This window comes from Anoxybacillus amylolyticus (genome assembly GCF_001634285.1).
GTDB lineage: Bacteria > Bacillota > Bacilli > Bacillales > Anoxybacillaceae > Anoxybacteroides > Anoxybacteroides amylolyticum.
In genome coordinates, this window is the sequence record NZ_CP015438.1 from 20,527 (window position 1) to 32,500 (window position 11,974).

The window sequence follows — 11,974 nt, forward strand, 5'->3', positions numbered from 1 at the left end:
TGCTTTAAAGTGCATGTATATACTTTATATTTTAACTAAATATTAAAAAAAAATCAACTTTTTTGAAACCATCCTAAATCCGTAATAGATTTGCATCAGCCTTGATGTAGATGGTTGTAATTAGAACTTCATTATTCTTTTGATGTTTATCATCTAAAAGAATCAGGCACACATCAAGAGTCGGTTTTCAGAGCAGTAACCGAGCACCAGTTATTTATGATTCGGCAATCATGAAAAAACATCAAATATTTGGAAAGCTTGATTCGAGAGATTGATCAGCTATTATAATCGTATCAACAGGAAGTAGAGCTTTTAATAAACCACTATGGAAGCACGAAGAAGGAACAAAAAAGTACTCGTTGCGATCGCACACGAATACTCCCCATCATCGGCTGCATATTTTCTTGGAAAGAACCATTTCGAGAGATGAAAATCAGTTAGTATATCCAAGAAACAGAAATATACTGTCCTTTTTTGACTATTTGTAGGTAGTATAGCTACACGGATCTCAGGGTATATATCTTCGTCCATGTTCTGTTGATTTTCCCATAAAAAAGACTACCCCCTTTTTTATGGGAAGTAGTCCTTACGTTTAAATATATTTTTGTCTGCGACTAGTTCTTATTGGTTGATTACATCATGCCGCCCATGTCAGGCATGCCTGGTGTGCCTTTGTTTTCTTCTGGCTTGTCAGCAACTACTGCCTCCGTTGTTAAGAACATAGCGGCAACAGATGCTGCGTTTTGAAGCGCAGAGCGAGTTACTTTTGTTGGGTCAACGATACCAGCTTCGATCATGTCTACCCATTCGCCAGTTGCAGCGTTGAAGCCGATGCCAGGTTTTTCGTTTTTCAAGCGCTCTACGATCACAGAGCCTTCTAAACCAGCGTTTTGCGCAATTTGACGAACTGGCTCTTCGATCGCGCGAAGAACGATTTTCACACCTGTTGCTTCATCGCCTTCTGCTTCGATTGCAGCTACTTTGCTGTAAACGTTCATTAACGCTGTACCACCGCCGGCTACGATACCTTCTTCAACAGCCGCACGTGTAGAGTTCAATGCGTCTTCAATGCGCAATTTGCGCTCTTTCAATTCTGTTTCTGTCGCTGCACCAACTTTAATGACCGCAACGCCGCCAGCTAATTTCGCTAAGCGCTCTTGTAATTTTTCACGATCAAATTCAGAAGTTGTTTCTTCTAATTGAACACGGATTTGGTTAACGCGTGCTTTAATGCGGTCAGAGTCGCCAGCACCTTCGACAATCGTTGTATGTTCTTTTGTCACGATTACTTTTGACGCACGACCAAGCGATGCAATCGTTGCCGATTTCAAATCGCGACCTAATTCTTCTGTAATCACTTCACCGCCAGTTAAAATCGCAATGTCTTCTAACATTGCTTTGCGGCGATCACCGAAGCCAGGTGCTTTAACCGCTACTGCTGTAAATGTACCACGAAGCTTGTTCACTACTAACGTTGCAAGCGCTTCGCCTTCAATATCTTCCGCGATAATTAATAGCGGCTTACCATGTTGTACCACTTGCTCTAATACAGGCAAGATGTCTTGGATGCTTGAAATTTTCTTGTCTGTGATTAAGATGTATGGATTTTCTAATACTGCTTCCATTTTTTCTGTATCTGTTACCATGTACGCAGATACATATCCGCGGTCAAATTGCATACCTTCCACAACGTCTAATTCTGTTGTGAAGCCTTTTGACTCTTCTAACGTAATAACGCCATCGTTACCAACGCGTTCCATTGCTTCTGCGATTAATTTACCGACTTCTTCATCAGCTGCAGAGATCGCTGCAACTTGGGCAATCGATTCATTTCCTTGAATAGGTTTAGAGATTGCTTTCAATTCTTCAACCGCAACAGCTACTGCTTTTTCAATCCCTTTGCGGATACCCATTGGGTTTGCGCCAGCTGTTACGTTCTTTAAGCCTTCACGGATCATCGCTTGAGCTAATACAGTCGCAGTTGTCGTACCGTCACCGGCAACGTCGTTTGTTTTGCTTGCTACTTCTGCCACAAGCTTCGCACCCATGTTTTCAAACGGATCTTCTAATTCGATTTCTTTCGCGATCGTTACACCGTCATTTGTAATTAACGGAGAACCGAATTTTTTCTCTAATACAACGTTGCGACCTTTAGGACCTAACGTTACTTTTACTGCGTCTGCTAATTTATCCACACCGCGTAGCATCGCACGACGAGCTTCTTCGCTGAATTTAATTTCTTTTGCCATGAACCATTACCTCCTCTAACCGTTTTTCTCTATGATATGAAGCTGTAAGTCATTAACCGATAACAGCTAGAATGTCGCTTTCGCGTAAAATTAAGTATTCTTTTCCTTCGTATTTTACTTCTGTACCTGCATATTTTGAGAAGATAATGCGATCGCCTACCGCTACTTCTGGAGCTACGCGCTCACCGCTGTCAAGAACACGACCTGTACCAACCGCGACAACTTTTCCTTCTTGTGGTTTTTCTTTCGCAGTGTCTGGCAACACAATACCGCTTGCAGTTTTTTCTTCAGTCTGAATTAGCTCAATGACAATGCGATCACCTAGTGGCTTTAACACGGAAAACAACCTCCTCAAACAATATTTTTTTGCCGCACTTATTAGCACTCGTTTATATTGAGTGCTAACACACTTATAATAATAATGAACTTCGTTTGTTTTTGCAAGTAGGAATCACAAAAAAATTGTAAAATTTTATGCCCCTTTTGCAGTATCCCTCATTTACCAAAATCTAAACCTTCCTCTCCTCACTGCTTGACGAGAAAATGTGTTACAATACGAGAAACGCCACTACTTTTTTCGTAAAGGGGAATCACGATTGAAACGGCAATATTGGTATATTATTATCGCCTACATTATGATGCAGTTATCCAGTATTCCAGGGGTGCCGCTATTGCGTTTGTCCGGAATTGGCGGAGAGTCGAACACTGCTGCAGAAGCAGCATCCGGTTATTGGGCGGTCATTAGCTTTACGCTGACCCTTTTTCTCGTTCTCTTTTGGTTGCGGGATGATATGAAGCAGCGCCATACTCGCGACCGCGCTCCACTGGCGATCGCTTGGCTTTGGGCAATCGGTGGATTTTTTCTCGCGCTCATTTCCCAAAGCGTTGCAGCAAACATCGAATGGCGCATTTTCGGCATTGAAATGGGGTCAGAAAATACAAAGCGCATCGTCGACATCATTCGGCTAACCCCAGCACTCGTCATTGTCACGTCTGTCATTGGTCCGATTTTAGAAGAAGTCATTTTTCGCAAAATTATTTTCGGAACCCTCTATCAAAAATACAACTTTTTTATTGCGGCGACGATCAGCTCGTTATTGTTTGCCGCTGTTCATATGGAGTTAGAGCACCTTCTTTTATATTGGGCAATGGGATTTACATTTGCTTTTCTTTATGCAAAAACAAGACGCATTTTTGTATCGATTTTTGCCCATGTTACGATGAATACGTTTGTCGTCGCCATGCAAACGATTTTCGCTGACCATATCGAACCAATAATGCACCATGCAGAAAAAGTGCAAGTAATCTTTGGAGGCTTTTAACATGAACACTTCACCGTTACAAACATCGTTTTTCTATTTCCTCATGGGGGCTTTGTTTACATATTTAGCAACCGAAAGCGCCCATGAAACGATCTGGAACTTCTCGACCGTTGCGTTAATGGTGATGGCCACATTAGACTTTGGAATGGCTTTTCGTTTAGTGGGATGGCATATCCAATGGAAAAAAAGCAAGAGTAAAGGCTGGTCTACTTATCCTGACCAGCCTGTTGTTCTGCTAATAACACTTTTCGGTAAGCAATTTTTGAAATCCACACACTAATCTCATATAGAATTGAAAGAGGAATCATTACGATTAACTGCGATATCACATCTGGAGGTGTAATAATAGCTGCCACAATTAACAAAATCAAATATGCATACCTTCTCCCTTTCGACAACAGCATTGGCGTAATTAAGCCAAGACGTGTTAAAAACATCACAATTACTGGCAACTGAAAAACGGCTCCAAATGGCAACACAAGTTGCAATAGAAACGAAAAATATTCGTTAATCCCAATCATTTGCTGCACACCTAAATCCGATGCTAGACTTTCCATAAACTGAACAACATACGGAAATAAAACAAAATAAGCAAAGCAAACCCCCGAAAGAAATAGAAAAAGCGATAACGGGATATAGCTCAACGTTACTTTTCTCTCTTTTTCATATAACCCCGGACTGACAAACGCCCAAATTTGATATAACAATACCGGTGCTGTCAACACGAGCGCAATGACGAATGCAAATTGCATGTAAATTTTAATGGGATCAGTCAACCGAAAGGCATTCATTGTCAATGCTTTTGCTTCACTCGCTTTTTGCAAATAAACGATGACTGGCTCCACAAAAAAGAAGCTGACAACCATTGCAATGGCAAAAAAGACAAGTACGATAATTAACCGTTTGCGCAGTTCCCCAAGATGTTCGTATATCGACATTTCTTTATCATTCATATGAGATCATCCTACCTATTACGCGTTTTTGTCGTCCTCTTCAGTTAACTCTTTCGTTTCTTTCTTAAACTCTTTTAACGATTGACCGAACGACTTCCCGAGTTCTGGAAGCTTTTTCGTTCCAAATAGCAAAACAATGACAAACAAAATGAGTAAATACTTCATCATCTTCACTCCCTTTTATTCAGCCGGATAGTTTTTTAAAAAATACACAAGCGACTGTAATTCAATTGCCAAATCAATATGATGCACCCGAATAGTTTCCGGTACATTTAGACGTGCAGGAGTGAAGTTTAAAATCCCTTTAATCCCTTTCCGGACTAAACGGTCGGTAATCGGCTGCGCTACTTGAGCAGGAACGGTTAAAATCGCAACTGTCATTCGTTCGTTCAGCCGTTCCTCCAATTCATCTAAATGATAAACAGGCACCCCTCCCACTTCGTTACCGACTTTCGCTTCATCAACATCAAACGCCATAACAATTTGCGTATTATTGTTTTTCATAAAATTGTAATTTAAAAAAGCCGTCCCTAAATTTCCGACCCCAACAAGCACCACTTCGGTAATCTCGTCTTGGTCGAGCGTTTTTCGGAAAAACGACAATAAATAGCTAACGTTATAGCCGTATCCCTTTTTTCCAAGCGCACCGAAGTACGAGAAGTCTCGGCGAATTGTCGCAGAATCGACTTTCACCGCTTCGCTCAGTTCAGCTGATGATACTCGCAACTTTCCAGATGCATGTAAATTTTTCAAGAATCGATAATACAATGGTAGTCGTTTCGCCGTTGCCTGTGGAATTTTTGGCTGTTCATTGCTCATGCATAATCCCCCACATTCGAACCATCTGCTTTTCTCATTCTTCACGCCGGTAATGACCGGATTTTCCACCCTTTTTTTCGACTAAATAAGTCGGACCAATCACAATTCCTTTATCAAGCGCTTTGCACATATCGTACACGGTCAACGCACAGACAGATGCGGCCGTTAGCGCTTCCATTTCTACTCCTGTGCTTCCTTTCGTTTTCACCGTTGCGGTAATCATTAACTCATAATGCATATCTTTCGGTTGCCAATCAAACTGAATATCCACTCCCTTTAGCATAAGCGGATGGCACATCGGGATGATCTCGGCTGTTTTTTTCGCGCCCATGACTCCCGCCACTTGGGCAACTGCTAAAACATCCCCCTTTTGCACGGTACGATTCGTAATTTGTTCATAAATTTCTTTGCTTACGGTCACGCTTGTCCTTGCGATCGCTATTCTCACCGTATCGATTTTTTCCGTAATGTCGACCATTTGAGCATGACCTTGTTCGTTAAAATGTGTAAATGCTGCCAAACGAAATCTCCTCCACATATAAACTATACACTATTTTTTCGCATCTGTCTTTCCTTACTCGATTGCCTAAGAAAAACGAATTGCGCTACACTAAACGAGAGGTGAAAAATTATGATACTTTTACAAGTACGCCAGCTTTCTAAATATTTTGGTGCTGATCTTATTTTATCGAATATAAAACTGGAAATACAATCAAAAGACCGCATTGCACTCGTCGGAAAAAATGGCGCAGGGAAATCGACGCTACTTAAAATAATTGCTGGTGAGATGTCGTACGATAGCGGAGAAATCATTAAACCAAAAGACGTTACAATCGGCTATTTAGCGCAAGATAGCGGTTTAACTTCTACTATGTCCATCTGGGACGAAATGTTGACCGTCTTTACATCGCTTCAAGCAATGGAAAAAGAATTGCGGACGATGGAATGGCAAATGGGCGATCCTGAAGTCATGAACGACAAGAAACGATATGAAAAATTATTAAAAGACTATGACGTGTTACAAGAAACATTTAAAGAAAAAGGAGGGTATCAATACGAAGCCGAAATTCGCTCGGTGCTGCACGGACTACACTTTTCCGAATATGATTATTACTCCACGCCTGTTCAGTCGTTAAGCGGTGGACAACGAACGCGTTTAGCACTCGGAAAAATGCTCCTAACAAAACCGGATTTACTCATTCTTGATGAACCGACCAACCATTTAGATATGGACACGTTAACGTGGCTCGAGCAATATTTGCAAGGATATCCTGGCGCTATTTTGCTCGTTTCTCACGACCGCTATTTTTTGGATAAAGTTGTCACGCAAGTATACGAGCTATCGAGAACGACTATAAAAAAATACATCGGAAATTATAGTAAATATTTGCAGCAAAAAGCGGGAGATTTAGAAAGGGAATGGAAACTATACGAAAAACAACAAGAAGAAGTGGCGAAATTAAAAGACTTTATTCAGCGTAACATCGCCCGCGCGTCGACAACAAAACGTGCGCAAAGCCGCCGAAAGCAGCTCGAAAAAATGGAACGAATGGAAAAACCAACTGGAGAGGAAAAATCGGCTTCCTTTTCATTCCGAATAGAGCGGCAAAGCGGAAACGAAGTGCTTAGCGCGGAAAATATAGCAGTTGGCTACGATAAAGAGCCAATCATTCGCAACATCCATTTCCGCATCACAAGAGGCGACAGCATCGCTTTAGTTGGACCGAACGGAATCGGAAAATCAACGTTACTGAAAGCAATCGTTGGTACCCTTTCGCCGCAAAACGGACAATTTCGCTACGGCTCTAACGTTCAAATCGGCTATTACGACCAAAACCAAGCACATTTATCTTCCAATAAACACGTGCTTGATGAACTTTGGGACGAGTATCCGCTAAAATCAGAAAAAGAAATTCGAACAGTATTAGGCAATTTCCTCTTTTCTGGCGATGATGTGCTAAAGCCAGTATCCGCGTTAAGCGGCGGGGAAAAGGCCAGATTAGCGCTGGCGAAATTAATGATGCAAAACGCAAATTTTCTTATTTTAGACGAGCCAACCAACCATTTGGATTTAGACAGTAAAGAAGTGCTCGAAAATGCCCTTATCCACTATCCAGGGACAATTTTGTTCGTATCCCATGACCGTTACTTCATTAATCGAATTGCCACGAAAGTATACGAATTAACAAAAGACGGCATCACCGAATATTTAGGCGATTACGATTACTACATCGCAAAAAAAGCAGAAATGCTGGAGTTAGGACGTTTGGCTCTCGAAGAAAAGCAGTCACAAAAAAACAGTACCGACAAACAAACATACGAACAAGAAAAAGAAGCCAAAAAACTTGAACGACAACGAAAGCGACGAATTGAAGAAATCGAAACAGAAATCGCTCAACTAGAAGAATCCATCGCCAACATCGAACAACAGTTATGTGAACCTAGCGTATACGAAGACTTTCAAAAAGCACAGCAATTAACAAAAGAAAATGAAGAAATGAAAGAAAAACTAGAAACATTACTAGCAGAATGGGAAGTACTTCATACATCGCAATAATAACTGCTCAAAACCCCATCGTTTTTACAAACGACAGGGGGTTTTTATTATCCACAGTTTTTTACGCTATCTTCCCCTTGAATATCAAGTTATTCACCATCTTTTCCACATTATCCACAAAAAACAAATAAACATTCCCCAAAAACTTGTGGTTAACATCGTCTGAATAGAAAAAACTTAACAGGTGTTTTCCACATTGTCCACATCTTGTGAGTAAAAATATTCACATCTAAACATTTTTGCAAAAAAGAAAAACCCCTCTTGACAAAAGGGGTTTTTACTCTAAAGTTAACCCAGGATTAGCATTTAACGCCATTGTGGCGTACTTACCTTGCTCAAACAAAATCGTTCCAGCAGCAGCGATCATCGCCGCATTATCGGTACAAAGAGAAAGCGGCGGAATAACAAGCTCTACTCCTTCAAGCATAGCCATTTTTCGCTCTAATTCGGCCCGTAGCCCGCGATTCGCCGCAACCCCTCCCGCTAATAATACTTGACGAACATCATACCTTTGGGCAGCTTTCACTGTTTTCGTTACTAGCACATCAATCACGCTCGCTTGAAAACTTGCTGCCATATCTTTTGCTTCAATCGTTTCTCCACGCTGCTTCGCGTTATGTAACGCATTAATAACTGCTGATTTCAGACCGCTAAAACTAAAATCATACGAGCCCTCTTCCAACCACGCTCGCGGCAAATCAATCGTCGCTTCTCCTTCATGCGCCAATCGATCAATGTGCGGACCGCCTGGATATGGAAGCGAAAGTGCCCGTGCTACCTTATCATATGCTTCTCCAGCGGCATCGTCTCTCGTCTCCCCAACCACTTCAAATACGCCATGTTCTTTCATATAGACAAGCTCTGTATGCCCTCCAGACACAACAAGCGCCAATAGCGGGAACTTCATTTCAGTCACAAGACGGTTTGCATAAATATGTCCAGCGATATGATGAACGCTAATTAATGGCAACTGATGGGCAAATGCTAATGCTTTGGCTGCATTAACCCCAATTAAAAGCGCACCAACAAGCCCTGGTCCTTGCGTTACCGCAATTGCATCCAGTTCAGCAAAAGTAATGTCAGCATCATTCATTGCTTGCTCAATGACCAATGTAATTTGTTCGACATGATGGCGCGACGCCACTTCCGGAACGACACCGCCAAAACGCTTATGGCTTTCCATTTGTGAGGAAACAATGTTGGACATTATTTCTCTTCCATTTTTCACGACTGCCGCGGCGGTTTCATCACAACTCGTTTCAATTCCTAATACATAAATATCTTTCTTCACGTTAAATTCACCCACATTACAAGAGCATCTTCTTGATTATCCGGATAATACCTTTTACGAATTCCCCCATTTAAAAACCCTAATTTGCGATATAGCGATTGCGCCACTTCGTTAGAAACACGCACTTCTAGCGTCATCGTTACCGCCCCAAGCTGTTTAGCCATTTCCATCATCCTACGCATGAGTGCTTCTCCTAGCTTTTTCCCACGATATTCGGGCAATACCGCTACGTTTGTAATATGCGCCTCATCTACAACCACCCACATTCCACAATACCCGACCAACCGATCATCATGTTCCATCACGACATACTTCGCATAGCGATTATGGACAAGTTCGTTATAAAAAGCTTCTCGGCTCCATGGAAGCGTAAACGACGCTTTTTCAATCACTAAAACCCCATCCAAGTCATCTAACGTCATCGGACGAAAGCTAATTTTCATAACGATTTTGCTCCTTTTGCGTTTCGAGCCACTTTGCTTCTGCTTCCGCAAGACGAATATAATTCGGAACAAAGGAATGCACGGCTTCCGGCTTTTTTTGCATTCCAAGAAACGCCAACTCGCTTGGTCGCGGCAGCTGTAGCGATGCAGGGGAAAAATGAGCAAATGCCTGAAGTGCCTCTGTAAACACAGCTTCATGTAATCTCAAATCTTCACCTAAAAAAAGAACAGGCTCCTGCATCTCCCGCACGTATTGCGCCCACTCGCTTGCCAACACAAGTCGATCGCTTGCTACACACTCAAGTTGTCCTTTGTGATAACGGTACAAGCCAGTATAAATTTGCCCTCTTCTTGCATCGAACAAAGGGGAAAGAAGCCCACGAAAATAGCGACCATTCGCAGCGAGCACTTCTAGACTAGAAACCCCAACAATCGGAATGTTCAACGTCCATGCCAATGTTTTAGCAATCGTCACACCAATTCGTACGCCTGTATAAGAACCTGGTCCCTTTGCAACAACAATTAAATTCAAATCATTTGGAGCTACCCGACAATCAGCCATCAAAGCTTGAATAGCTGGCATCGCACGCGTCGAATGATCCTTTTTTATGTTCGTAATTACTTCTCCCTTCACACTCCCATTATCCACAAGGGCAATTCCCATGACTGCATTCGATGTGTCAATTGCCAGTACCTTCATTTCCCCATAATCTCCTTACATAACTGTTCATATCGTTCTCCAACCGGTTCAAGGACTATTTTCCGCTCTGTTTCCCCTTGATGGTATAAATAAATCCATAACAACTCACGAGGAAGTTGTGGTTGAATCAAGTACGCCCATTCAATGACAGTCACACCGTCACCCTCAAAATACTCATCAAACCCTAAGTCTTCCAACGTATCCTCTAAACGATATACGTCCATATGATACAGCGAGAGCCGTCCTTGGTACTCTTTAACGATTGTAAAGGTAGGACTGTTAATCGTTCGGGTAATTCCTAACCCTTTAGCTAGCCCTTTTGTAAAAGTAGTTTTCCCAGCTCCTAAGTCGCCTTCAAGCGCAATAACGTCATTTTCTTTTAGTTTTTCTCCTAACTGAAAAGCAAACTCCAGCGTTTCCTCGACGGAGTGCACACTATGTTCATAACGTTTCATCGTTGTTCACCTAGCTCCGATTAAAATCACGGTTTCTTTGATTCCATATTGATATCGACAAATATGAGATGGTGGCTGTGAAGAATAGCCTGCGCTTGACATTGTACCATATTATAGCGAACAGTTGCTACTTTTCCGATAAGGCAACGTCTAAAGTTGATCTACTCTTACTTTCGTTTTGCTTACAAAGAAGGCGATTGGCAAATACTGCTCTATCGAGTAGACATATGAAACAACCCTTAGTTTTTATCAAAAAATAAAAAAATCCTTAGGAATGCTTCCTAAGGATATCACTTTATCTTATAAAGGGGGAATGGGGCTGCGAAAGACACAAAAAAATACGAAACTTCTATGTTTCGTTTAAACTGGCGGTCCCGACGGGACTCGAACCCGCGATCTCCTGCGTGACAGGCAGGCATGTTAACCACTACACTACGGGACCATTATTTGGTTGCGGGGGCAGGATTTGAACCTGCGACCTTCGGGTTATGAGCCCGACGAGCTACCGGGCTGCTCCACCCCGCGATGATAAAAGATAAATAAAACTCTTAATTATGCTCAATGTCTCTTTGGCTGCCTCTTCCTCTACTAGCTGTTTCAAGGATGCTAGGTGCGTCGAGGCAACTCGTAGCGGATTCATGGATGCGTTGCTTGTTGCTCCACCCCGCGACGATATAAAATACATATTAGCCTAGCAACGTCCTACTCTTGCAGGGGCGCGAGCCCCAACTACCATCGGCGCTGGAGAGCTTAACTTCCGTGTTCGGGATGGGAACGGGTGTGTCCTCTCCGCCATCGTCACTAGACTGGTGAAGGATTGTTCCTTCAAAACTAGATAACAGGGGCAGAAGAAAAGGAGTCGCCTACGCTTTTCGTGATGTCTAGCTCCGAACTAACATCCTCCTCCGCGTCCGCTTTCTCCATCGACGTGCAAGCACGTCTTCGTCGAAAGCTTGCGCTTCCGTCGGATGTTCCCTTGGCTCCGCCAAGGACCGTTCTCCGCTTTTCTATGGTTAAGTCCTCGATCGATTAGTATCCGTCAGCTGCACGTGTCGCCACGCTTCCACCTCGGACCTATCGACCTCGTCATCTTCGAGGGATCTTACTCGCTTATGCGATGGGAAATCTCATCTTGAGGGGGGCTTCACGCTTAGATGCTTTCAGCGCTTATCCCTTCCGCACATA

Annotated in this window: 12 protein-coding genes, 2 tRNA genes, 2 rRNA genes and 1 pseudogene (1 of these 17 cut by a window edge); 3 read left to right on the forward strand and 14 right to left on the reverse strand. The window is 42.6% G+C overall.

Annotation, left to right across the window (positions count from 1 at the left end):
* Positions 1-632: 632 nt before the first annotated feature.
* Together groL and groES are read right to left on the reverse strand one after the other, a co-directional pair.
* On the reverse strand, positions 633-2,249 hold the full coding sequence (gene groL, locus GFC30_RS00090) for a chaperonin GroEL (RefSeq protein ID WP_066321984.1): 1,617 nt from the start codon (positions 2,247-2,249) through the stop codon (positions 633-635).
* 52 nt (positions 2,250-2,301) lie between these two features.
* Positions 2,302-2,586 (reverse strand): co-chaperone GroES, encoded by a 285-nt coding sequence (gene groES, locus GFC30_RS00095; protein WP_066321986.1) that lies wholly within the window; start codon positions 2,584-2,586, stop codon positions 2,302-2,304.
* A gap of 259 nt (positions 2,587-2,845) precedes the next feature.
* Between groES and GFC30_RS00100 the strand changes: the two genes are divergently transcribed.
* Together GFC30_RS00100 and GFC30_RS17375 are read left to right on the forward strand one after the other, a co-directional pair.
* A complete protein-coding gene (locus GFC30_RS00100; RefSeq protein WP_066321991.1) occupies positions 2,846-3,571 on the forward strand; it encodes a CPBP family intramembrane glutamic endopeptidase in 726 nt (241 codons plus the stop codon).
* 1 nt (position 3,572) lies between these two features.
* Positions 3,573-3,734 (forward strand): annotated as a pseudogene (locus GFC30_RS17375) (YdiK family protein); the annotation flags it as partial.
* 43 nt (positions 3,735-3,777) lie between these two features.
* Here the strand turns inward: GFC30_RS17375 and tatC are convergent.
* From tatC to moaC, 4 genes are read right to left on the reverse strand one after another with little or no spacing between them, the layout of a single operon-like run.
* A complete protein-coding gene (gene tatC / locus GFC30_RS00105; protein WP_066321993.1) occupies positions 3,778-4,524 on the reverse strand; it encodes a twin-arginine translocase subunit TatC in 747 nt (248 codons plus the stop codon).
* An 18-nt stretch (positions 4,525-4,542) separates the two neighbouring features.
* Positions 4,543-4,692, reverse strand: a complete 150-nt coding sequence (gene tatA / locus GFC30_RS00110; RefSeq protein WP_066321994.1) for a twin-arginine translocase TatA/TatE family subunit — start codon at positions 4,690-4,692, stop codon at positions 4,543-4,545.
* Positions 4,693-4,704: 12 nt separating this feature from the next.
* Entirely contained in the window at positions 4,705-5,343 is a 639-nt protein-coding gene (locus GFC30_RS00115; RefSeq protein WP_066321995.1) for a redox-sensing transcriptional repressor Rex, read from the reverse strand.
* 34 nt (positions 5,344-5,377) lie between these two features.
* A complete protein-coding gene (gene moaC, locus GFC30_RS00120) occupies positions 5,378-5,863 on the reverse strand; it encodes a cyclic pyranopterin monophosphate synthase MoaC (RefSeq protein WP_066321997.1) in 486 nt (161 codons plus the stop codon).
* A 111-nt stretch (positions 5,864-5,974) separates the two neighbouring features.
* Between moaC and GFC30_RS00125 the strand changes: the two genes are divergently transcribed.
* A complete protein-coding gene (locus GFC30_RS00125) occupies positions 5,975-7,900 on the forward strand; it encodes an ABC-F family ATP-binding cassette domain-containing protein (RefSeq protein WP_066321999.1) in 1,926 nt (641 codons plus the stop codon).
* A 277-nt stretch (positions 7,901-8,177) separates the two neighbouring features.
* Here the strand turns inward: GFC30_RS00125 and tsaD are convergent, their stop codons facing one another.
* The 8 genes from tsaD to GFC30_RS00165 all read right to left on the reverse strand — a co-directional run.
* Entirely contained in the window at positions 8,178-9,191 is a 1,014-nt protein-coding gene (gene tsaD / locus GFC30_RS00130) for a tRNA (adenosine(37)-N6)-threonylcarbamoyltransferase complex transferase subunit TsaD (protein ID WP_066322002.1), read from the reverse strand.
* Positions 9,188-9,634, reverse strand: coding sequence for a ribosomal protein S18-alanine N-acetyltransferase (gene rimI, locus GFC30_RS00135; protein WP_409978488.1), 447 nt, complete (start codon positions 9,632-9,634; stop codon positions 9,188-9,190). The genes tsaD and rimI overlap by 4 nt, the downstream gene beginning before the upstream one ends.
* The gene (gene tsaB / locus GFC30_RS00140) at positions 9,624-10,334 is read right to left on the reverse strand and encodes a tRNA (adenosine(37)-N6)-threonylcarbamoyltransferase complex dimerization subunit type 1 TsaB (protein WP_066322004.1); all 711 of its coding nucleotides are present in this window, start codon (positions 10,332-10,334) and stop codon (positions 9,624-9,626) included. The genes rimI and tsaB overlap by 11 nt, the downstream gene beginning before the upstream one ends.
* On the reverse strand, positions 10,331-10,789 hold the full coding sequence (gene tsaE / locus GFC30_RS00145; RefSeq protein WP_066322006.1) for a tRNA (adenosine(37)-N6)-threonylcarbamoyltransferase complex ATPase subunit type 1 TsaE: 459 nt from the start codon (positions 10,787-10,789) through the stop codon (positions 10,331-10,333). The genes tsaB and tsaE overlap by 4 nt, the downstream gene beginning before the upstream one ends.
* Positions 10,790-11,155: 366 nt before the next feature.
* Positions 11,156-11,231 (reverse strand) — tRNA-Asp (locus tag GFC30_RS00150).
* 6 nt (positions 11,232-11,237) lie between these two features.
* Positions 11,238-11,314: transfer RNA gene (locus GFC30_RS00155), tRNA-Met, on the reverse strand.
* A gap of 164 nt (positions 11,315-11,478) precedes the next feature.
* Positions 11,479-11,595 (reverse strand): 5S ribosomal RNA (gene rrf, locus GFC30_RS00160).
* 203 nt (positions 11,596-11,798) lie between these two features.
* Positions 11,799-11,974, reverse strand: a 23S ribosomal RNA gene (locus tag GFC30_RS00165); it runs 2,748 nt beyond the window's last position.